The sequence below is a fragment of the Bradyrhizobium betae genome (assembly GCF_004123905.1).
GTDB classification, from domain to species: Bacteria; Pseudomonadota; Alphaproteobacteria; order Rhizobiales; family Xanthobacteraceae; genus Bradyrhizobium; species Bradyrhizobium betae_A.
The window spans coordinates 186333-206276 of sequence record NZ_MZXW01000022.1; the positions used below are offsets into that span (position 1 = coordinate 186333).

Consider the following 19944-nt stretch of genomic DNA (forward strand, 5'->3'; position numbering starts at 1 on the left):
GGAGCGCGCCTGTAACATGCTGTTTATATTCACCTTTTTAGGACGGTTCCATCTGCCGCCAAAATTCCCCATCTGAGGCGCCCAAGATGAGACCACGCTGTGAAGCGGCTTCAACGCGCTCGAATCGTGGAATCAGAAGGAGACTCAAGGAGAAGCACGGGCTCCCCTTCGCGGCTCTTTTGCTTGGCGCTGGCGCAGTTACGGCGACGCTCAAGGCCGCGCGGCGAAGACTCTTTATGAATGGCGGGGATATCGGGATCGGGGCCAGCAGCCAGGCTGGCGGAGACCAAGGGATTCGAACGCTCGATAGGCCCTCTGCCACAAAAAATCGCTGGGAATATTCGAGCGCAAACACACGGTTACAAATTGACCGGCCCAAGCAAATAGATGCATAAGGCTCGCACCGGAGAGGTGGCCGAGTGGCTGAAGGCAACGCTTTGCTAAAGCGTCATACGGTCTCAAGCTGTATCGAGGGTTCGAATCCCTCCCTCTCCGCCACCTAGCGGCAGAATCACGGACCTGCGCGTTCTTTCTCTTGAAAGCGATCGTTGGCACGTAAGCCTGGCGCAAGGATCACCGCCACGGGCCCACCCCGATTCGCGCTCACCTTATATATGTGTGTCGCCTAGATGCGGGATCGCCAGATTCGCCAATGCGACGTTGAACCAGACACCGGCCTTACGGCGGCATGGAAACGTGAGAGGCAGAATGCCGGTCTTGTGTGGCCGGCCGAGTTCCAGATCGCAATCGTCGGGCGCGATCTGAATCGGCAGCCATTGACTCAGTCCAGAGCCATTCTTGTCGGGGTCGCTCATGCCGGGCGGATCCAGGTGGCGGCCCGACGCAGGAACTTGATTCAGCGCAACCAGATCACCCCGTGAAAACACGGGGCCGGATGCGATTCTCAGTTCAATGCGCGGAAACCCACGCCCTCGCCTCGCGCTGCGCGGCCGAGATCTCGGACTCCGACATCTGCCCGGCGATTTCCTGACGCAGCGTCACGGCGTCCTTGCGGCCTTTCAGGGCGGCGAGGTTGAACCATTTATGCGCGGCGACGAGATCGACGAGGCCGGAACGGCCGCTCGCCCAATAGATGCCGCGTTCGAACAGCACGTCCGACAGCGCGCTCGCGTCGATCGGTGTCGCCGTCTCCAGATCGAAAGTACCCTGAAACATAACGCATCCCCTTTTTCTTATGCCGCCTCGTCCCCCGAGCGCGGCTCCCGTCCGATTAACTGTTCAACTCATCCCGAAGTCTTCTTGCCCATGCCGTTTGCCGGCTTGTTGAAGGTGATGATGGCGGGCAAATTTGAATGGCAGTTTAAGTATCGCGATGAAGCAGACGTAAACGCGGGCGCACGCGATCTGCACGCGGAATTCAAAATGCGACTGTCTTGCAGTCACTTCCGCGATTCGTCAGATTTGGTTTACCTTGGGATTTTGGGAGAACGATAACCATCGCACGCGGTGGTGCGTGCTCTGGGGCTACAATTCGTGGGAGCGGATCGCCGTCGCGACCGCACTTGCCCCTGTCATTCCCCGCGAAGGCGGGGAATCCAGTACGCCGCGGCCCATCGGTTCAACCGCAGCCGTCTCGGCGTACTGGATCGCCCGGTCGGAGCCGGGCGATAACACCGCGAATGGGGAAAGCGACGCGCGAACGTCGAACAGACACGACGCTGCCCTCGCCTGCGCCAAGTCAGTGCAGCGCGACGTCGTCGCGGTCAGATCAGCAATGTCGGATAAGGGAATGCCGGCAATACCCCGGCCTCAAGGAACGAGGGCGTCGGCGAACACGTCAGGACCAGATTTCACATTGGCCCGAAGGCCGCTTGCGAAATTGCGGGGCTCCCTGAGGAGAACCGCACCGAACGAAGAAAACTTGTTTCTTCTGCCGGACCGGACTTTAGCGAGCGAACCCGCGAAGAGAACGATCCGACCGTTGACCTGATGTCTCGCCGACACCCTCTATCGTCAACCAGAACCTCTAGGAGGCGCTGATGACGTGCCGGCTCTCGAGGAGCCGGCAACTTCAAGAAGCGAAGTTACTTCTTCTTGGCGACCTTGCGGGTCTTCTTCGCAGTCTTCTTCACTGCGCTCTTCGCCTTCTTCGCCTTCTTTGCCTTCTTAGCTTTCTTGGCCATGTTGCCCTCCGATGTGTGAGATGGCTTAATCGCTGCATGCATTCGGGGATCGAGTGCACACTCATTCCGAATACACCAACACGACGAAAAAAACATCTTCTCACTTAAGGAAGTGTTGACGGCGCGGTGCGCGTGCGCCAGCCGCGCCTGATTTGCCGACACGCGAAGACCCGCGTCAACGATTGCAAATGCTTCTCGCAGCATTGATGTCGGCAAGCACAGCGATTGCAAGAAAACCCTATGCAGCAAGTAATATCTTGCGCGCGCACATCACGCGCGATCAACGCGACGACGCACGCTGCAAGACAGGCGATCGCCTCGCAGAGGCGAGTCGCGGACTCTGAGTCGCGAATTTTGGCAACGAAATTATTTTCATGCTTAACGGCGGAAGCGCTCGTCGGAGCGTGTGCAAGTCGCCGATTTGCGCGAATCGCTCGACCTGCGATTCGCATGCGCACCGTGACCGCGACGGGATGAAGTTCGTCGTCGGCGATGCGTGCGCGCGTCATCTCGACGCCGCGCGAGGTGACGACGCGTTGTCCGTCACCTCGTTCGAACGCGTGAGGCTAGATGCCGAGCTTGGACTTGAGCAGGTCGTTGACGCTCTGCGGGTTGGCCTTGCCGCCGGACGCCTTCATCACCTGGCCGACGAACCAGCCGAGCGACTGCGGCTTGTCCTTGACCTGCGCGGCCTTGTCGGGATTGGCCGCGATGATCTCGTCGACAACCTTTTCGATCGCCGAAAGATCAGTCACCTGCTTCATGCCGCGGCTTTCGACCAGCGCGCGGGGATCGCCGCCCTCCTGCCAGGTGATCTCGAACAGATCCTTGGCGATCTTGCCCGAGATCGTGCCCTCGCCGATCAGGTCGATGATCGCGGCAAGCTGCTCGGCGTCGACCGGAGAGCCCGTAATATCCCGGCCTTCCTTGTTGAGACGGCCGAACAGCTCGTTGATCACCCAGTTCGCCGCCATCTTGCCGTCGCGCGTGCGGTTGCCGAGCTTGTCGAGCACCGTCTCGTAGAACACCGCGCTCTCGCGCTCGGCGACCAGCACGCTCGCATCGTATGCAGACAGGCCGAAATCGGCGACGAAGCGCGTCTTCTTCTGGTCCGGCAGCTCGGGCAGCTCTGTCTTCAGCGCGTCCACGAAGCCTTGCGAGAATTCCAGCGGCAGCAAATCCGGATCGGGGAAGTAGCGATAATCATGCGCCTCTTCCTTCGAGCGCATCGAGCGCGTCTCGCCCTTGTTGGGGTCATAGAGCCGCGTTTCCTGGTCGATCGCCCCGCCGTCCTCCAAAATCTCGATCTGGCGCCGCGCTTCGTATTCGATCGCCTGGCCGATGAAGGTGATCGAGTTCATGTTCTTGATCTCGCAGCGGGTGCCGAGCGGCGCGCCCGGCTTGCGCACGGAGACGTTGACGTCGGCGCGCAAGGATCCCTTCTCCATGTCGCCGTCGCAGGTACCGAGATAGCGCAGGATCGAGCGCAGTTTGGTCACATAGGCCTTCGCCTGCTCGGCATCGCGGATATCAGGCTTTGACACGATCTCCATCAGCGCCACGCCGCAGCGGTTGAGATCGACAAAGGACATGGTCGGCGACTGGTCATGCAGCAACTTGCCGGCGTCCTGCTCCAGATGCAGCCGCTCGATACCGATGGTGGCCGTCTTGCCGCCGTCCAGCTCGACGACGACCTCGCCCTCGCCGACGATCGGCGATTTATACTGGCTGATCTGATAGCCCTGCGGCGAGTCCGGATAGAAATAGTTCTTGCGGTCGAACACCGAGCGCAGATTGATCGTTGCGTTGAGGCCGAGCCCGGTCCGGACAGCCTGCCTGACGCATTCCTCGTTGATGACGGGCAGCATGCCCGGCATTGCGGCATCCACCAGCGACACGTGGCTGTTCGGCTCGCCGCCGAACGTCGTGGACGCACCTGAGAACAGTTTTGAGTTCGACGTCACCTGGGCATGGATCTCCATGCCGATGACCATCTCCCAGTCGCCGGTGGCGCCTTTAAGAAGCTTGTGCGTGGCCGTGCTCATGTCGTGCTCCCGAGCAGCGTGACAGCGATCCGCTGCCACTCCGCTTCCAATGAATCTTTCGCCGCGGGCTGGCCGGCCTGGCGGTACCAGTAGCCGGCATTGCCGAGATCGCCTTCGACCCGGTGCAGATAGGCGTGCACCCAGGCCGCCTCGCGGCTGCTCTCGTCCTGAACGATCTTGTGCGCCTGATCCCAGTCGCCCTTGCCGGCCCACCAGAGGCCGGCGAGCGGCGCGTTCAGATCCGGCGCGGGCGCCGCGCCGTCGAGGCTCGCGATGAACGCGGCGACATTCACCACCACCTCGCGGGCGTGAAGCGGCCGGCGGCCTGCTCGATCACCTCGCCGAGCGAGAACAGCGTCTCCTCGTCGAACGGACGGCCGATCAGCTGAAGCCCGAGCGGCAGGCCCTGCGCGTCCTTGCCGGCGGGCACGGCGATGCCCGGCAGTCCCGCCATGTTCACGGTCACCGTAAAAATGTCGTTGAGGTACATCTCGACGGGATCCGCATCTTCGCCGCTCTTCTCACCGATGCCGAAGGCGGCCGAGGGCGTCGCCGGGGTCAGGATCGCGTCGACTCCCTTGGCGAAGCAATCTTCAAAATCCTTCTTGATCAGCGTCCGCACTTTCTGCGCGCGCAGATAATAGGCGTCGTAGTAGCCGGCCGAGAGCACATAGGTGCCGATCATGACGCGACGTCGCACCTCCGCGCCAAAACCCTCGGCACGGGTGTTCTCGTAGAGCTCGTGGATATTCTTACCCTGCTCGCGCAGGCCGTAGCGAACGCCGTCATAGCGCGCGAGGTTTGACGACGCCTCCGCCGGCGCCACGATGTAATAGGCCGGCAGCGCGTACTTCGTGTGCGGCAGCGACACCTCGACGAGCTCGGCGCCCGCCGCCTTCAGCCACGCCGCACCCTCGCTCCAAAGTTTTTCGATCTCGGCCGGCATGCCGTCGAGACGGTACTCCTTGGGAATGCCGATCCTCTTGCCCTTCACCGACTTGCCGATCGCGGCCTCGTAATCCGGCACGGGAATGTCGACCGAGGTCGTGTCCTTCGGATCGTGGCCCGCCATCGAGCGCAGCAGCATCGCGCTGTCGCGCACGCTGCGCGCGATCGGACCGGCCTGGTCGAGCGAGGAGGCAAACGCGACGATGCCCCAGCGCGAACAGCGGCCATAGGTCGGCTTGATGCCGACGGTCGCGGTGAACGCCGCCGGCTGACGGATCGAGCCGCCGGTATCGGTCGCGGTCGCGCCCATGCACAGCAGCGCCGCCACGGCCGAGGCCGAGCCGCCGGACGAGCCGCCCGGCACCAGCGTCGTGTTGGAGCCGTCGCGACGCCAAGGATTGGCCACGGGACCGAAGCACGAAGTCTCGTTGGCCGAGCCCATCGCGAACTCGTCATTGTTGAGCTTGCCCAGCATCACCGCGCCGTCGCGCCACAGCTGCGAGGTGATGGTGGACTCGTAGGTCGGCACGAAATTGCCCAGGATCTTCGAGCACGCCGTGGTGCGCACGCCCTTGGTGGCAAAGAGATCCTTGATGCCGAGCGGGATGCCGGCGAGCGGGCCGCCCTCACCCTTGGCGATCTTCTCGTCCACGGCCTTCGCCATGTCGCGCGCCCGATCCGGCGTCTCCATCACGAAGGCATTGAGCACGCGCGCTTTCTCGATCGCGCTCAGATGCGCGTCGGTCAGCTCGAGTGACGTGAAAGTCTTGTCGGCGAGACCCTTGCGGGCCTCGGCGAGCGTCAGCGATGTCAAATCAGTCATTTATTGATCGGGCTGCAGAAAAACGGGGACAGGGTCTTGTCGTTGGCCGGGTCGTCTTTTTTCTTGGCGGCGGCATTCGCGGCGGCCTCGATCTCGTCGAGCACGGCATTGACGGCGACATTGGGATCGGCGGCCTTGCCCTGCCGCTCCATCTTGTCGAGATAATTCATGTAGGCCTGATAGGCCTTCTCATCGTCGCAAAGCATGCACATCGGGCGGCGTCCTGAAAATTACTCGACGACCTTGGGCACCAGGAAGAAGTGACCTTCGGTCGCAGGCGCGTTGGCAACGATATCGTCGGCGATCTCGCCGTCATCGACCACGTCCAGCCGCTTCTTCATCTGCATCGGGGTGACCGAGGTCATGGGCTCCACGCCCTCGACATTGACCTCCGAGAGCTGCTCGACAAAGGCGAGCATGGCGTTGAGCTCGCCCTGCAGATGCGGAACCTCACCCTCGGAAACCGCAATGCGCGCCAGATGCGCGATGCGGCGGACGGTAGCGGCGTCGACGGACATTATATAAGGCCTCTCACGGCAAAATCTAACTGCCGTATAGCAGAGGCCGCTTTTGCGCCGCAACCGGCGCTTCCTGCCTATCCAGCGAGGGCTTTCATGCGGGCCAGGGCCGATTTGGCAAAATCCCGGGTCAATTCGGCCGCGGGGACCTCGCGGCCGAGGGCAATGGCCTGCCCCGCCCAGAGATTGGTGAAATCCACCCTGCCCTGCTTTTCGGCGGCCGCCTTGAGCGGCACCAGCGCGGTCGCCGCATGGGGAAATGGCGGCGCGTCCGGTGAGATCGGGCCGGCCTCGCGCATCAGGCGGTTCTGGACACCGCGCGCCGGGCGCCCGGTCATGACGTTGGTGATGACGGTGGAATCGTCCCGCGCCTCAGCGAGCGCCTTGCGGCCGCCGGCACTGACCTTGGACTCCGGACAGCGCAGATAGGCGCTGCCGATCTGCACGCCGGAAGCGCCGAGCGCGAAGGCTGCGGCAATGCCGCGCCCGTCGGCGATGCCACCGGCCGCGATGACCGGCACCTTCACCGCATCGACGACCTGCGGCACCAGCGCAAACGTGCCGGGTTGCTCGGAGATCTTGTCGGTCAGGAACATGCCGCGATGGCCGCCCGCCTCTACGCCTTGCGCAATGACGGCGTCGACGCCGTGCTGCTCGAGCCAAACCGCTTCCTTGACCGTCGTCGCGGACGAGATGACGAGGCAGCCGGCCGCCTTGACGCGCTTGAGCAGCGATGCGTCAGGCAGGCCGAAATGAAAGCTGACGATTTCCGGCTTCAGCTCCTCGACGACCTCGCAGAAAGACGCATCGAACGGCGCGCGGTTCGCAGCGTTGATCGGCGCGGCGGGATCGAGACCATGCTCGGTGTAATAACCCGCGAGCCTCTGCTTCCAGCGCGCCTCGGCTTCGGCTGTGAGGTCGACCGGCGTGTGGCAGAAGAAATTCATGTTCACCGGCGCCTTCACGCGCTGGCGAATGATGTTGACCTGCTCGCGCGCCTTCTCCGGCGACAGCATCGCGCTCGGCAGCGAGCCGAGCCCGCCGCCCTCTGCGACGGCGATCACCAGCTCGGCATCCATCACGCCGGCCATCGGCGCCAGCACGATCGGGAATTCGGTCTTGAAGAGATCGATCAGTCGACGGTCAGGCCACATGGGTTTTCTCTTTTGGTTCAGGCAACGGACGCGATGGAGTTGCGGCGGCCAGCAAAAAGCTGCTCCGCTTCGGTCGCAATCCGTTCGACGATCTCGGCCGCCGGTGGAATATCATGGATCAGTCCGACCGCCTCGCCCGCGATCACGGCGGCGATATCGAAATTGCCGGCCGCCTTTGCGGCGGCATAGTCCGCCGCGACTGCGGCAACATTCTGCATCAGCTCGACCTCGCGGCCGATCCAGCGCCGGGCGTGATCGTTGACCAGACACCTTCCCGTGAACGGCGCCGGCCAGACATTGTTGCGCGAGAGATCGAAGATGATGCCGCGCAACGTGGAGCCGCTATTCGCCGCGCAGATGCGGCGCTTGGCTTCCTCTGCGCCGTCGGCCTCCTGGCTCGCATAGAAGCGCGTGCCGAGCAGCACGCCGCTCGCGCCCAGCATCATCATGGCGGCGAGCCCGCGTCCGTCGGCAATGCCGCCGGCCGAGACGACAGGCACACGGCCAGCGGCGAGATCGACGATCGCAGGCACGAGATCGATGGTGCTGCGGGACGCACCGTGGCCACCCGCCTCCGTTCCCTGCGCAACAAGCACCTCGGCGCTGGCATTGAGCGCCTGCCGTGCCATCGCCTCGTCCTGCACCTGGCAGATCAGGCGCGCGCCGGCGGATTTGATTTTTGGTGCAAACGGCGCCGGATCGCCGAACGACAACATGATCGCAGATGGTTTTGCAGCGAGCGCGATATCGAGAAGCTCGGGCCGCTTGGCGAGGCTCCAGGTGATGAAACCGATCCCGAACGGCGCACGTAGTCCCGCGAGCTTCGCGGTTTCCTGCTCGAGCCACGCCCTCTCGCCATAGCCGCCGCCCAAAATGCCAAAGCCGCCGGCACGGCTCACGGCCGTCACCAACCGGCTGCCGGCGAGGACATCCATCGGTGCCAGCAGGATGGGATGCTTGATGTCCAGCAGCGTGGTCAGTGGCGTCGCGATCGGCATGGCCCCCTCCGGTCTGGACAGGAACATTAGGCGCGACTAGCATTCTCTAAAAATGAATTGTTGTGAACGCTGCCATCTCAAAAGCGAAACGACGCCATGGAACTCAGCGATATCCAGACCTTCGCCGCCGTAGCCCGCACCGGCGGCATCACCCGCGCCGCGGAAGAGCTGAACACCGTCCAATCCAACGTCACCCAGCGCGTGAAAGCGCTGGAGGCCGAGATCGGCACGCCGCTGTTCGAGCGGCACAGCCGCGGCATGACCCTGACCGCCGCCGGCAAGCGTCTCCTGCCCTATGCCCAGAAGATGGCGGCGCTGTCGCACGAAGCCGTGCTCGCCGCACGCGACGATGGCGAGCCGAAGGGACCGCTGGCGATCGGCTCGATGGAAACCACCGCGGCCGTGCGGCTGCCGCCGCTGCTCGCCGATTTCCATCGCCGCTTCCCCGCCGTGCGGCTGACGTTGCGCACCGCGACCACCGCCGACCTCGTCGCCGCCGTGCTCGATGGCGTCCTCGACGGAGCCTTTGTCGCGGCACCGATCGAGCACGCCGATCTCGTGGCCATCAGCGCGTTTCGCGAAGAGCTGGTGCTGGTCAGCGCACGACGCTGGACGTCACTGAAGGAGCTGCGCGCCGGCACGCCGGAGTCGGGGCCGACCGCGCTGGTGTTCCGCACCGGCTGCACCTACCGCCAGCGGCTGGAGCAGATCTTTGTCGAGTTCGGCTGGCCGTCGGCGGCGCGCTGCGAGCTCGGCACGCTCGACGGCATGATCGGCTGCGTCGCCGCCGACATGGGCGTCGCGCTGCTGCCGCGCGCCGTGGTCGAGCGCAATACGATGATTGGCAGCGTGTCGATCCACGCGTTGAACCCGGTTCACGCCCGCGTCGAGACACTTTTCATCCAGCGCCGCGCCCGACATCAATACAGCGCGCTCAGCGGTTTCATCTCCTGCCTGAAGACAGACGAGGACGTCATCGCGGCCTGATGCAAGGCAGCGTTCCACGCGACGAAATTCGTCACAATCCATCGCGTTTGAATCAATCCGCGCTGCGTTCAGCCGTCGCAGCGCAGCACATCGAAAAGCTTTGAAGGCCGCGCTCCTTCTACGTTAGGATGTGCCACTGGCCAGCGCGAAACCATAACGAAGCCAAAACAAACATCGGGAGGACTATCGATGCGCAATACGCTCGTGTTGTGCTGCGTCGCCGTGTTGTCGGCGATCTCAGGAACTGCAAGCGCTCAGGACTGGACCAAATCGAAATGGGGACCGAACGACGAGATCGGCGCCGCCAACTACATGACGCCCGAGCTCGTGCTCAAGGCCGCGTCTCTGATAAAGACCGGCAAGACCTATGCCCTCGGCATTCCCGTCACGCCGCAGACGCCGGCCTATCCGCCGCGCGCGTTCAAGCTGACCATCGTGCAGCCGGGACAGGCCGGCAGCCCAGGCCTCGGTCCCAACAAGGCCACCTATAATGACGACATCCTGGACACATGGGTTGGCATCGGCAGCCAACTCGACGGTCTCGGACATCTCGGCGTCGAGCACGTCTATTACAACGGCAACAAGCTCGCCGACTTTGCCGATCCGAACGGGCTGAAGAAGCTCGGCATCGAGAAGGTGCCGCCGATCGTCACCCGCGGCGTGCTGCTCGACATGGCGGCCTATTACAACACCGACATCGTCAAGGAAGGCACCGCCTTCAATGTCAAGGAGATCGACGAAGTCGCCAAGAAACAGGGCGTCGAGATCCGCCAGGGCGACGTCGTCATCTTCCACACCGGCTGGCTCAGCCTGATCGGCAAGGACGACAAGCGCTATTCGGCGGGCGAGCCCGGCCTCGGCGTCGAGGGCGCAAAATACCTGACCAGCAAGGGTGTCGTCGCGATCGGTGCCGACACCTGGGCGCTCGAAGTGCTGCCGTTCGAATCCCAGAACGTGTTCGAGGTGCACCAGATCCTGCTCGCGATGAACGGGACCTACATCCTCGAGAACATGGACACGGCCGCGCTTGCCAGGGACAAGGGCTATGAATTCCTGTTCGTGCTGGGCCAGCCGCGCTGGACCGGCGGCGTGCAGGCCATGATCAATCCGATCGCGATCCGCTGATCCGAAACCCGGGCGAGGATCAGCCTGCCGCCCGGCAGGCCCCTCGCCCGAACTATCTCTGCGGCCTGAGACGCCAGCGCCGCAGCGCAACCAGGGCCCAGATCGCCTCGACGAGGCCAAATGGCCAGGCGCCTTGCAGGAAGCCGTAGGCCGAGCCAAGTGCGCAGGAGATGGCGAACAGCAGCACGAACCAGTGGCTGCGATCTTCCATCGCATAGCAGACCAGCATCGCGGTGACGGCAAACAGACCGAATAGCGTCAGTGCATCCATGTTCCGGGTTCACTCCGCAGCGCGACGCGTGATATGCGCTAAATCCATGCCGGCTCTTATCCTGCCACTGATCGATGCTGCAACCCACTGGCCCGAACGCGGCGGGCTGGTCGGGCTTGATTTGGGCACCAAGACCATCGGCGTTGCCGTGTCCAATCCGGACCGGCGGCTTGCGACCGGCGTCGAGACCATCCAGCGCAAGGCGTTCAAGCAGGACGCCGCCCGGCTGCTGGCGATCGCCGCCGAGCGCAAGGCGGTCGGCTTCGTGCTCGGGCTGCCCATCAACATGGACGGCAGCGAGGGCCCGCGCGCGCAGTCCACCCGGGCGTTTGCCCGCAATCTCGCCGGCCTGACCACGCTCCCGATCGGCCTCTGGGACGAGCGCCTCTCGACCGCGGCCGTCGAGCGCGAGCTGATCGGCATGGATGTCAGCCGTGCCAAGCGGGCCGAGGTGATCGACGAGCACGCCGCGATCTTCATCCTGCAAGGCGCGCTCGATCGCCTTGCCAATTTGCGCGCTAGCCCAGGGCTGGCTGATCCATGATTGTGGTGATCGCGGCACTGGTGCCGGTCTTCATCCTGATCGTGCTCGGCGTCGTGCTCCGGCACAGCCTGATGCGGCTGGACACGCAATGGCACGGGTTGGAGCGGCTGACCTATTTCGTGCTGTTCCCGATGCTCCTGATCCAGACGCTGGTGAAGGCGGACCTCACAAAGGTGCCGGTCGCCGGCGTCGGCGGCGCGCTGCTGCTGTCGGCACTCGCGATGTCGCTGCTGTGCCTTGCGCTTCGGCCGGCCCTGTCGCGGCTCGACATCGACGGCCCCGCCTTCACCTCGATCTTCCAGGGCGCGACGCGCTGGCAGACCTATGTCGCGCTGTCGGTCTCCGCCAATCTGTATGGCGATGTCGGTCTGGCGCTGGCGTCGGTGGCTATGGTTGCGATCATTCCGCTGGTCAACGTGTTCAGCGTCGCCGTGCTCGCGCATTATGCGTCGCCGGAAAAGCAGTCCGCGCGCGCGATCGTCATGACGGTGATCCGTAATCCCCTGATCTGGGCTTGCGTGATCGGGCTCGCTATCAACCTGCTGCACCTGCCATTGCCGAAAATCTGGCATGAGGTGGCGGACGCACTCAGCCGTTCCTCGCTCGCCATCGGCCTGCTCGTCACCGGCGCCGGCCTCCAGCTCAAGGGGCTGCTGCGCCCCAGCGTGAGCGCTGGCCTTGGCGTCACCTTCAAGCTGGTGCTGATGCCCGTGCTCGCGCTGGTGCTCGCCGCCTGGTTCGGCCTCTCAGGCGACAGCCTCGCGATCGTCGCGATCTGCGCGGCGGTGCCCACCTCGCCAAGCGCCTATGTGCTGGCCCGCCAGATGGGCGGCGACGCGCCGCTGCTGGCGCAGATCATCACGCTCCAGACAATTTTGGCCGCGATCACAATGCCGATCGCGATCGCGCTGGTGGCGTAGACCGCGTCATTGTGGGCACTTCTCTCACCTCGTCATTGCGAGGAGCTCGCGACAAAATTGCGGAGCAATTTTGCGCTGATGCGACGAAGCAATCCAGGTAGTCTCCGAGGAGACAGTCTGGATTGCTTCGCTTCGCTCGCAATGACGGAGTGTGGGGGGAACTGCCGGGCTAGCTCCCCAGCCACATCGTCAGCACCACCGCGGTCATGTTGTTCAGCGCATGCAGCACGATCGTCAGCCAGAGCGAGTTGGCGCGATGGCGCATGTAGCCGAACCACACGCCGATGGTGAAGACCTCTGCGAGGAAGTAGGCGTCATACTGCAAATGCACGACGGTCCACACCAGCGACGACAGGATGATCGCGCCGGGCACGCGCAGGAAGCTTGCCGACCAGCCGCGAAAAAGAAAGCCTCGCGCCAAAACCTCTTCCGACATCGGCGCAGCCACGCTGAAGGCGAACAACAGCATCAGTGCGGCGCCCTTGTCGCGGCCCGATTTCAACAGATCCGTCATGAATCCCGGCGTCGCCTCGCGGCCGAGGCTGCGCGATATCGTCTCCCACGCCAGCACCAGCAGGATCAGCCCGACCGCGCCGAACAGCAGTTGCTTCCAGGACGGCCAATGCAGCGCGAGATAATCGACGAAGGAGGCCTTCTTGATGCGGATGGCAAGCCACACCGCCGCCAGCGTCGATGGCAGGCCCATGGTCACCGACAGCGCGAGCGCCGCGGGTTCGCGACCGACGTCCTGCATCGATGCAAGGCTCATGGGAGCGCCGTGGCTCCAGACCAGATAGACGATGGCACCGATCTGCCCCACGAACATTGCCGCGAAAATGACGACGCCCCACAGCGCCGTGCCCCAGAACATCCAGACGCGCGGCGCATGCTCCGCCGGCATCACGGTCAGTGGCGGGTGTTCAGGATTGAGGGAGTCCATCAAGTGGCTTTCGTTAGGTGCGGCAGACCATCGGGCGCTCAATGCCGCGGCTGAATCGGGAAATCATAGGCCGCTCCGCCCGCCCCCGGCAGCGAAAAATGCCACCACTCCTTCGAATAGTTCACAAAGCCTTGCCTCGCCATCGCAGCCACCAGCCGCTTGCGCCAGGCGCGCTGATCCGGATTGATCGACGGTGCGGCGGTATGGCCCTTCACATCGGTGCAGTCATAGCCGGTGCCCATGTCGACGCTGCCTTCCGGTAGCCGCGCTTCCGCCGCCGCCGTGCAGTCCGCGTACATTTTTGACGGATCGATTTTGGTGGAAATGTCAGCCTTGAGATCAACCAGAGTGAGATCGAGCGCCGCCCCCGTGGAATGCTGCGAGCGGCTCGCGATGTAGCCGAGGCGGAACAGCTCGGTCTTCGGGATCGTCGGGTTGTAGCGCCGCTCGGCCGCCGTCTCGCGGCCGTTCTGCGACCATCTCACCATGTCGACCGAAGCCCGCGCCGGCCGGTAGCAGTCCAACATCTTGAGCGAGAGATTTTGCGCCGCGAGTTCCTGCTGAACCACCTTCAGCCGCAGCCCCACCTCCCGCTTCACCACGCATTCGCCGGCGTTGTAGCCGGCGAGCGGGCGGCCGACGAAATTGTTCGAGGTGGCGTAGCGGATGTCCTGGATGATCGTGGGATCGATATCGCGCAAATAGACGAAGCCGCCGGGGAGCGATTGGGCGTGAGCGGCGCTGATCGTCATTGCAGCCAAGAGCACTATCAGGATTATTTTCAACGGATGCTCCCACATCGTCATGGCCGGGCTTGTCCCGGCCATCCACGTCCTTTTGCCTCAAATGCGATAGAAGATCGTGAATGCCCGGGACATAGGCAAGCGGAAGCGATGCCGTCCTTCAGACGGCTATGCCCGGGCATGACGGAGAGGCCCCGCCGCAGCGGCAGGCCCGACAGATCAGGGGATAACTCCCCGCCCCGGCATTGGCCCTTGCCCCCCCAGCCGTCCGCGCCTATAGCTCTCGCTTTAATGACATCGAAATCGACCTTCGTCCTCGGCCACCGGCATTTGCTGGGCATCGAGGGCCTTTCCGCGGCCGACATCACCGGCCTCCTCGACCTGTCCGAAGAATATGTCGAGCTCAACCGCCAGGTTGACAAGAAGCGCACCGTCCTGCGTGGACGGACGCAAATAAACCTCTTCTTCGAGGCCTCCACCCGGACCCAGTCCTCGTTCGAGCTCGCGGGAAAACGCCTCGGCGCCGACGTCATGAACATGTCGGTCGCCTCCTCGTCCATCAAGAAGGGCGAGACGCTGATCGACACCGCGATGACGCTCAACGCCATGCACCCGGACATCCTGGTGATGCGCCATCACGCCTCCGGCGCGGTGGAACTACTGGCCCGCAAGGTTGACGGTTCCGTGATCAATGCCGGCGACGGCGCGCATGAGCATCCCACGCAAGCGCTGCTCGACGCGCTGACCATCCGCCGCAACAAGGGCCGCATCGAGGGGCTCGTGATTGCGATCTGCGGCGACGTCCTGCATTCGCGCGTGGCGCGCTCCAACATCATCCTGCTCAACACCATGGGCGCCCGCGTCCGCGTGGTCGGCCCCACCACATTGTTGCCGCCCGGCATCGAAAGGATGGGTGTCGAGGTCGCGCGCGACATGCGCGAGGGCCTCGAAGGCGCCGACATCGTCATGATGCTGCGGCTCCAGCGCGAGCGCATGAACGGCTCTTTCGTGCCATCGACTTCCGAATATTTCAATTATTTCGGCTTGGACCAGAAGAAGCTCGCTTACGCCAAACCGGACGCTCTCGTCATGCATCCGGGCCCCATGAACCGTGGCGTCGAGATCGACACTGCGGTCGCCGATGGCGCGCAGTCGCTGATCCGGGAACAGGTCGAGATGGGCGTCGCCGTTCGCATGGCGGTGCTGGAAGCGCTCGCCCGTAACCTGCCGAACGCGTGATGCTCATGTTGACCGACCGCCGCCCGATCCTGCTCGCCAATGCCCGCGTCGTCGATCCCTCCAGGGATTTTGACGGCATCGGCGACGTCCTCATCGCCGACGGCACCATCCGCGAGACCCGCCGCGGCATTGGCGCGGCCGGCGTCCCCGAGGGCACCGACGTCGTCAACTGCACCGGCAAGATCGTGGCGCCCGGCCTGATCGACATGCGCGCCTTCGTCGGCGAGCCCGGCTACAGCCATCGCGAGACCTTTGCCTCCGCGAGCCAGGCGGCCGCGACCGGCGGCATCACCACCATCATCTGCCAGCCCGACACCTTGCCCGTCGTCGACAATTCGGCGACCGTCGACTTCGTGATGCGGCGCGCCCGCGACACCGCGATCGTCAACATCCAGCCGATGGCGGCCCTCACCAAGGGTATGCGCGGCGAGGAGATGACCGAGTTCGGCCTGCTCAAGGCCGCCGGCGCGGTCGCGTTCAGCGACGGCGATCGAAGCGTCACCAACGCCCAGGTGATGCGCCGGGCCTTGACCTACGCCCGCGATTTCGACGCGCTGATCGTGCACTACACCGAAGACCCTGATCTCATCGGCGAAGGCGTCATGAACGAGGGCGAGTTCGCGACCCGGCTCGGCCTGATGGGCATTCCGAACGCCGCCGAAGCGGTCATGCTCGAACGCGACATGCGCCTCGTCGCGTTGACCGGCGGCCGCTATCACGCCGCATCGCTGTCCTGCATCGACTCGCTCGACGTCCTCAAGCGCGCCCGCGATGCCGGCCTTGCCGTCAGCGCCTCGGTCTCGATCAACCATCTTGCGCTGAACGAGAACGACATCGGCCCCTACCGGACGTTCCTGAAGCTGTCGCCGCCGCTGCGCACCGAGGACGACCGCCGCGCGCTGGTCGCCGCGATCGCCTCCGGTCTCCTCGACGTCATCATGTCCGACCACAACCCGCAGGACGTCGAGGTCAAGCGCCTGCCGTTCGCGGAAGCAGCCCCCGGCGCCATCGGGCTCGAGACCATGCTGCCGGCGGGCCTGCGGCTCGTGCACAATGGCGAGCTGGACCTCAAGACGCTGATCCGGGCGATGTCGACCCGGCCGGCCGAGATCCTGGGGCTATCAGGTGGAACCCTGCGCGCGGGCAGCCCGGCGGACGTCATCGTGATCGACCCCGATGTGCCCTGGGTGGTCGATCCCGCCGACCTCAAATCGCCCTGCAAGAACACCCCGTTCGACGAAGCCCGCTTTACAGGCCGCGTGGTGCGCACCATTGTCGGCGGACGGACGGTCTACGAGCATGTCTGATGCGCGGTGTGTACGTCCAACAAAAGGGTGCCGCCATGGGGCTTGAAGCTTTCCTGCCGGTGGCCTTCATCATCGGCTACCTGCTCGGCTCGATTCCGTTCGGGCTGGTCCTGACTAGGCTCGCCGGCACCCAGGATATCCGCTCGATCGGCTCCGGCAGCATCGGTGCCACCAATGTGCTGCGCACCGGACGCAAGAGCCTTGCCGCCGGCACCCTGCTGCTCGATGCACTCAAGGGCACCGCGGCGGTGGTGATATCAGGCTATATCGCCGGGCCCAATGCCGCGATGGTGGCAGGCCTCGGCGCATTCCTCGGCCATCTCTTCCCGGTCTGGCTGAAGTTTAGAGGCGGCAAGGGTGTCGCCGTCTATATCGGCATCCTGCTCGGCCTGTTCTGGCCGGCCGCATTGGTGTTCTGCGTGCTCTGGTTGGCGACCGCCTTCACCACCCGGTACTCCTCGCTCTCGGCGCTGGTGGCGTCGTTCATCACGCCGATGTTCCTGTGGTGGTTCGGCCACCTTGCGCTCGCAGCATTGGCCGCGGTGCTGACGCTGCTGCTGTTCTACGCGCATCGCGAGAACATCAAGCGGCTGCAATCGGGAAAAGAAAGCCGGATCGGCGAGAAGGCGTAAGTAGCGTTTTCGAGACCGGAAAAAGTACGGATACCGCCGCGCCACCTCCGCATTATATGCCAAATCTTGTTCGCAACTCTCAGCCGACCCACGGCTAGAGTGGCGATCAGGTTCCTTGCCTGTCATCGTGACATAGGAAACGGCGTTACGCGGTTGCTCAGAATGAGCGAGAAGATGGTCGGCGCGCATATCGACGGTGGTTCGCAAGGTGCTGCGCGCACTGCGGCGAGCCAACTGCTATCGACGACCAACATCTGGTCCGATGCGCCTTCGCCGCCTCCTCTCCCCGAGCCTGCGCGCGTTCCTCCGCCAGTGCCGCCTGCCCCCGTTGCGAAAGCCGCGGCTCCTGTCGAGGTCGCAACCTCGCCTGCCGCGCGCGAGAGCCGCTCCGGACAATGGCCGCCGCGAAAACTGTCGCTGGCGCTCCAGGGCGGCGGCACTTTTGCAGCTTTCACCTGGGGCGTGCTGGAGCGGCTGCTGGAAGAGCCATCCATTGAGGTCGACACCATCAGCGGCGCCAGCGCCGGCGCCATCAACGCGCTCCTGCTGGCTTGCGGCCTCGCCGAAGGCGGCCGCGAAGCGGCCCGCGCGCGGCTGAACCGGTTCTGGATCCGCCTGATGCACGAGGCCTCGTTCCGCTCGCTGATGCTGGTCGGTGGCTTCTCGCCGGCGGGAAGCTCGGTCGCGTTCGGGCCGACGCTGCGCTCCGGCCAGTTCGATCCGTTCGATCTCGATCCGCTGCGGCAGGCGCTGTCGCGCGACATCGATTTCGCGGCGCTGCGCGATGCGGCCTGCCCAAAACTGCTGATCGCGGCGACGCGGATCCGCGACGGCCAGCAGCAGATCTTTCGCAACGACGCCATCACTGCCGATGTTGCGCTGGCCTCGACCTGTCCGCCGCTGGTTCACTGCGCCGTCGAGATCGACGGCGAGGGCTATTGGGACGGCGGTTTTGGCGGCAATCCGCCGCTAATCAAGCTGGCGCAGGAATCGACGACTGCCGACCTGCTGCTCGTCCAGCTCACCCCGTCCCGCGACAGCTACGTGCCGATCACGCTCGCCGCCATCGACCGCCGGCTCGACCAGATCGCCGCCAATGCGGCGCTCAATGCCGAGATTGCGGCGCTCGAATGGGCGAAGGAACACGCCGCCCCATCGCTGCGCCTCTCCAGGATTGCCGCCGAAGACTCCGTTGAGGGACTCGCGCAGCGCTCATCGACCGATCTCGGCCGCGGCTTCATCCGCCTGTTGCACCGAAGCGGCCGCGCGGCCGCCGAGCGCTGGCTCGGGCAAGACGCGGTCGGCACCGAGGCTCAACGCGCCCTGCCAGCAGCCGAACCGGCGCTAGCCTGACTTCGCCAGCGCATCCTCCAGGAACCACGCCGCCGAAAGCGCGCCGGGATCGTTGCCGAAGCGCGCAATCATTTGCACGCCGATCGGCAGGCCGCCGACCTTCAGCACCGGCACATTGACGCAAGGATTGCCCATCAGCGTCCACACCCGATTGTATTTGGGGTCACCGGTGGAGGCGAGCTCCTTGGCTGGCGGCGTGCCCGGTGCCGAATAGGTCAGGAGCACGTCAAAACCCTCGAACAACTCACTGAGCTCGCGGCGGCCGCGCCGGGCGATCCGGCGGGCTTCGTCGTAGTCCTTCGGCGTCAGGCCGACGGTGGCATCGAGGCTGGCGCGCAGCATCGGCGCGATCTCGTCGTGACGCTGGTCAAACTCCCAGGCGAGCGCACGATGCGCCTCGAAATCCTGGATGATGGGGTGGATGCGCCAGGCCTCCTGCACCGACTCCGGCAGGTCGATGGTCTTCACGCTGGCGCCGGTCTTCTCCGCCGCCTTGATCGCGGCCTGCAATCCCTCTTCCGCCGCCGGCTCCACGGCACCGGCAAACTCCTGCCTGACTACGCCGATACGCGGCGCCTTCGCCGCGGCGATGCCGGAGAATTCGGTGCGGCCTGTCATGCCCAAAAGTCCGCGCGCAAGATCTTCCGCACGCGATCCGAACAAGCCGACCGTGTCGAGCGCCCACGAATAGCATTTGACGCCGACCGTCGGCAGCATCCGGAACGACGGTTTGATCGCGGCAGCTCCGCAATAGGCGGCGGGCCGGATCACCGAGCCACCAGTCTGGGTGCCCAGCGCCAGCGGAATCATGCCGGCGCCGACGGCCGCCGCCGAGCCCGAGGACGAACCACCCGGCGTATGGCCGAGATGGTGCGGATTGAGCGTCGGCGTCGGATCGCGCGAGGCGAACGCCGTCGTCGTGGTCTTGCCGATGATGGTGGCGCCCGCCCGCTTCAGCATCATCACCACAGGCGCATCCGAACGCGGCTGCCAGCCGCGATAGATCTCCGAGCCCATCTCGGTCGGCATATTGGCGGTGTCGATGATGTCCTTGATGCCGACCGCGATGCCGCGCAGCGGGCCGGCGGCTTGCGCCTTCGCGGATTTGTCGTGACGGACGAAGGCGCGAACGTCCTTCTCCCTGGCCTCGATCGCCGCGTGCGACTGGGCGATGGCGTCCTCAGGCGAAAGCTCGCCCGCTTCAATGCGGCGCTGGAGGTCGGCAAGTGAGATCATGGCAATACCCTTCTTAT

21 protein-coding genes and 1 tRNA gene are annotated in these 19944 nt (G+C 64.5%); 9 read left to right on the forward strand and 13 right to left on the reverse strand.

Annotation, left to right across the window (positions count from 1 at the left end; genetic code table 11):
• Positions 1 to 405 precede the first annotated feature (405 nt).
• Positions 406 to 498: transfer RNA gene (locus B5V03_RS20500), tRNA-Ser, on the forward strand.
• Between the two features lie 110 nt (positions 499 to 608).
• Here B5V03_RS20500 and B5V03_RS20505 read toward each other — a convergent pair.
• From B5V03_RS20505 to B5V03_RS20555, 9 genes are all read right to left on the reverse strand, one after another.
• Positions 609 to 815 (reverse strand): hypothetical protein, encoded by a 207-nt coding sequence (locus B5V03_RS20505; RefSeq protein ID WP_129272207.1) that lies wholly within the window; start codon positions 813 to 815, stop codon positions 609 to 611.
• Positions 816 to 909: 94 nt separating this feature from the next.
• The gene (locus B5V03_RS20510) at positions 910 to 1176 is read right to left on the reverse strand and encodes a hypothetical protein (RefSeq protein WP_129272208.1); all 267 of its coding nucleotides are present in this window, start codon (positions 1174 to 1176) and stop codon (positions 910 to 912) included.
• Between the two features lie 1534 nt (positions 1177 to 2710).
• Positions 2711 to 4189: an Asp-tRNA(Asn)/Glu-tRNA(Gln) amidotransferase subunit GatB gene (gene gatB, locus B5V03_RS20525; RefSeq protein WP_129272211.1), complete on the reverse strand. Its 1479-nt coding sequence runs from the start codon at positions 4187 to 4189 to the stop codon at positions 2711 to 2713.
• Positions 4186 to 4488: a hypothetical protein gene (locus tag B5V03_RS20530; RefSeq protein WP_129272212.1), complete on the reverse strand. Its 303-nt coding sequence runs from the start codon at positions 4486 to 4488 to the stop codon at positions 4186 to 4188. The genes gatB and B5V03_RS20530 overlap by 4 nt, the downstream gene beginning before the upstream one ends.
• Positions 4479 to 5960: an Asp-tRNA(Asn)/Glu-tRNA(Gln) amidotransferase subunit GatA gene (gatA, locus tag B5V03_RS20535; RefSeq protein ID WP_129272213.1), complete on the reverse strand. Its 1482-nt coding sequence runs from the start codon at positions 5958 to 5960 to the stop codon at positions 4479 to 4481. Before gatA ends, B5V03_RS20530 begins: the two co-directional genes overlap by 10 nt.
• Positions 5957 to 6172 carry a hypothetical protein gene (locus B5V03_RS20540; protein ID WP_014494728.1) on the reverse strand — a complete coding sequence of 72 codons (216 nt, stop codon included), beginning with the start codon at positions 6170 to 6172 and terminating at the stop codon, positions 5957 to 5959. Before B5V03_RS20540 ends, gatA begins: the two co-directional genes overlap by 4 nt.
• An 18-nt stretch (positions 6173 to 6190) precedes the next feature.
• Positions 6191 to 6478, reverse strand: coding sequence for an Asp-tRNA(Asn)/Glu-tRNA(Gln) amidotransferase subunit GatC (gene gatC, locus B5V03_RS20545; protein ID WP_129272214.1), 288 nt, complete (start codon positions 6476 to 6478; stop codon positions 6191 to 6193).
• Between the two features lie 77 nt (positions 6479 to 6555).
• Positions 6556 to 7632 (reverse strand): NAD(P)H-dependent flavin oxidoreductase, encoded by a 1077-nt coding sequence (locus tag B5V03_RS20550; RefSeq protein WP_129272215.1) that lies wholly within the window; start codon positions 7630 to 7632, stop codon positions 6556 to 6558.
• Positions 7633 to 7649: 17 nt separating this feature from the next.
• Positions 7650 to 8630: an NAD(P)H-dependent flavin oxidoreductase gene (locus B5V03_RS20555; RefSeq protein ID WP_129272216.1), complete on the reverse strand. Its 981-nt coding sequence runs from the start codon at positions 8628 to 8630 to the stop codon at positions 7650 to 7652.
• A 96-nt stretch (positions 8631 to 8726) separates the two neighbouring features.
• Here B5V03_RS20555 and B5V03_RS20560 point away from each other — a divergent pair, with 96 nt between their 5' ends.
• Together B5V03_RS20560 and B5V03_RS20565 are read left to right on the forward strand one after the other, a co-directional pair.
• Complete coding sequence (locus tag B5V03_RS20560) at positions 8727 to 9617, forward strand: LysR family transcriptional regulator (protein WP_129272217.1); 891 nt, start codon at positions 8727 to 8729, stop codon at positions 9615 to 9617.
• A gap of 189 nt (positions 9618 to 9806) precedes the next feature.
• Entirely contained in the window at positions 9807 to 10742 is a 936-nt protein-coding gene (locus tag B5V03_RS20565) for a cyclase family protein (RefSeq protein ID WP_129272218.1), read from the forward strand.
• A gap of 52 nt (positions 10743 to 10794) precedes the next feature.
• Here B5V03_RS20565 and B5V03_RS20570 read toward each other — a convergent pair whose 3' ends face one another.
• On the reverse strand, positions 10795 to 11013 hold the full coding sequence (locus B5V03_RS20570) for a hypothetical protein (RefSeq protein WP_129272219.1): 219 nt from the start codon (positions 11011 to 11013) through the stop codon (positions 10795 to 10797).
• A gap of 46 nt (positions 11014 to 11059) precedes the next feature.
• Here B5V03_RS20570 and ruvX point away from each other — a divergent pair, with 46 nt between their 5' ends.
• Positions 11060 to 11557: a Holliday junction resolvase RuvX gene (gene ruvX, locus B5V03_RS20575; RefSeq protein WP_164988156.1), complete on the forward strand. Its 498-nt coding sequence runs from the start codon at positions 11060 to 11062 to the stop codon at positions 11555 to 11557.
• Complete coding sequence (locus B5V03_RS20580; RefSeq protein ID WP_129272221.1) at positions 11554 to 12477, forward strand: AEC family transporter; 924 nt, start codon at positions 11554 to 11556, stop codon at positions 12475 to 12477. Before ruvX ends, B5V03_RS20580 begins: the two co-directional genes overlap by 4 nt.
• 169 nt (positions 12478 to 12646) lie before the next feature.
• Here the strand turns inward: B5V03_RS20580 and B5V03_RS20585 are convergent, their stop codons facing one another.
• Entirely contained in the window at positions 12647 to 13417 is a 771-nt protein-coding gene (locus tag B5V03_RS20585) for a CPBP family intramembrane glutamic endopeptidase (RefSeq protein ID WP_129272222.1), read from the reverse strand.
• Between the two features lie 38 nt (positions 13418 to 13455).
• A complete protein-coding gene (locus B5V03_RS20590) occupies positions 13456 to 14169 on the reverse strand; it encodes a M15 family metallopeptidase (protein WP_245502288.1) in 714 nt (237 codons plus the stop codon).
• Between the two features lie 282 nt (positions 14170 to 14451).
• On the opposite strand from B5V03_RS20590, the gene B5V03_RS20595 reads away from it, so the two are divergent.
• From B5V03_RS20595 to B5V03_RS20610, 4 genes are all read left to right on the forward strand, one after another.
• Positions 14452 to 15399 (forward strand): aspartate carbamoyltransferase catalytic subunit, encoded by a 948-nt coding sequence (locus B5V03_RS20595; RefSeq protein WP_129272223.1) that lies wholly within the window; start codon positions 14452 to 14454, stop codon positions 15397 to 15399.
• A 5-nt stretch (positions 15400 to 15404) separates the two neighbouring features.
• Complete coding sequence (locus B5V03_RS20600; RefSeq protein ID WP_164988182.1) at positions 15405 to 16706, forward strand: dihydroorotase; 1302 nt, start codon at positions 15405 to 15407, stop codon at positions 16704 to 16706.
• A 35-nt stretch (positions 16707 to 16741) separates the two neighbouring features.
• On the forward strand, positions 16742 to 17338 hold the full coding sequence (gene plsY / locus B5V03_RS20605) for a glycerol-3-phosphate 1-O-acyltransferase PlsY (RefSeq protein ID WP_129272225.1): 597 nt from the start codon (positions 16742 to 16744) through the stop codon (positions 17336 to 17338).
• 162 nt (positions 17339 to 17500) lie between these two features.
• The gene (locus B5V03_RS20610; protein WP_164988157.1) at positions 17501 to 18691 is read left to right on the forward strand and encodes a patatin-like phospholipase family protein; all 1191 of its coding nucleotides are present in this window, start codon (positions 17501 to 17503) and stop codon (positions 18689 to 18691) included.
• Here B5V03_RS20610 and B5V03_RS20615 read toward each other — a convergent pair.
• On the reverse strand, positions 18683 to 19927 hold the full coding sequence (locus B5V03_RS20615; protein WP_129272227.1) for an amidase: 1245 nt from the start codon (positions 19925 to 19927) through the stop codon (positions 18683 to 18685). The genes B5V03_RS20610 and B5V03_RS20615 overlap by 9 nt on opposite strands.
• Positions 19928 to 19944 lie beyond the last annotated feature (17 nt).

What these genes read in the sequence shown, in the direction of transcription:
- B5V03_RS20505 (WP_129272207.1), bottom strand. Translation starts at nt 815, where the DNA reads ATGAGCGACCCCGACAAGAATGGCTCTGGACTGAGTCAATGGCTGCCG.
- B5V03_RS20510 (WP_129272208.1), bottom strand. Translation starts at nt 1,176, where the DNA reads ATGTTTCAGGGTACTTTCGATCTGGAGACGGCGACACCGATCGACGCG.
- gatB (WP_129272211.1), bottom strand. Translation starts at nt 4,189, where the DNA reads ATGAGCACGGCCACGCACAAGCTTCTTAAAGGCGCCACCGGCGACTGG.
- gatA (WP_129272213.1), bottom strand. Translation starts at nt 5,960, where the DNA reads ATGACTGATTTGACATCGCTGACGCTCGCCGAGGCCCGCAAGGGTCTC.
- B5V03_RS20540 (WP_014494728.1), bottom strand. Translation starts at nt 6,172, where the DNA reads ATGTGCATGCTTTGCGACGATGAGAAGGCCTATCAGGCCTACATGAAT.
- gatC (WP_129272214.1), bottom strand. Translation starts at nt 6,478, where the DNA reads ATGTCCGTCGACGCCGCTACCGTCCGCCGCATCGCGCATCTGGCGCGC.
- B5V03_RS20550 (WP_129272215.1), bottom strand. Translation starts at nt 7,632, where the DNA reads ATGTGGCCTGACCGTCGACTGATCGATCTCTTCAAGACCGAATTCCCG.
- B5V03_RS20555 (WP_129272216.1), bottom strand. Translation starts at nt 8,630, where the DNA reads ATGCCGATCGCGACGCCACTGACCACGCTGCTGGACATCAAGCATCCC.
- B5V03_RS20560 (WP_129272217.1), top strand. Translation starts at nt 8,727, where the DNA reads ATGGAACTCAGCGATATCCAGACCTTCGCCGCCGTAGCCCGCACCGGC.
- B5V03_RS20565 (WP_129272218.1), top strand. Translation starts at nt 9,807, where the DNA reads ATGCGCAATACGCTCGTGTTGTGCTGCGTCGCCGTGTTGTCGGCGATC.
- B5V03_RS20570 (WP_129272219.1), bottom strand. Translation starts at nt 11,013, where the DNA reads ATGGATGCACTGACGCTATTCGGTCTGTTTGCCGTCACCGCGATGCTG.
- ruvX (WP_164988156.1), top strand. Translation starts at nt 11,060, where the DNA reads ATGCCGGCTCTTATCCTGCCACTGATCGATGCTGCAACCCACTGGCCC.
- B5V03_RS20580 (WP_129272221.1), top strand. Translation starts at nt 11,554, where the DNA reads ATGATTGTGGTGATCGCGGCACTGGTGCCGGTCTTCATCCTGATCGTG.
- B5V03_RS20585 (WP_129272222.1), bottom strand. Translation starts at nt 13,417, where the DNA reads ATGGACTCCCTCAATCCTGAACACCCGCCACTGACCGTGATGCCGGCG.
- B5V03_RS20590 (WP_245502288.1), bottom strand. Translation starts at nt 14,169, where the DNA reads ATGACGATCAGCGCCGCTCACGCCCAATCGCTCCCCGGCGGCTTCGTC.
- B5V03_RS20595 (WP_129272223.1), top strand. Translation starts at nt 14,452, where the DNA reads ATGACATCGAAATCGACCTTCGTCCTCGGCCACCGGCATTTGCTGGGC.
- B5V03_RS20600 (WP_164988182.1), top strand. Translation starts at nt 15,405, where the DNA reads ATGTTGACCGACCGCCGCCCGATCCTGCTCGCCAATGCCCGCGTCGTC.
- plsY (WP_129272225.1), top strand. Translation starts at nt 16,742, where the DNA reads ATGGGGCTTGAAGCTTTCCTGCCGGTGGCCTTCATCATCGGCTACCTG.
- B5V03_RS20610 (WP_164988157.1), top strand. Translation starts at nt 17,501, where the DNA reads ATGAGCGAGAAGATGGTCGGCGCGCATATCGACGGTGGTTCGCAAGGT.
- B5V03_RS20615 (WP_129272227.1), bottom strand. Translation starts at nt 19,927, where the DNA reads ATGATCTCACTTGCCGACCTCCAGCGCCGCATTGAAGCGGGCGAGCTT.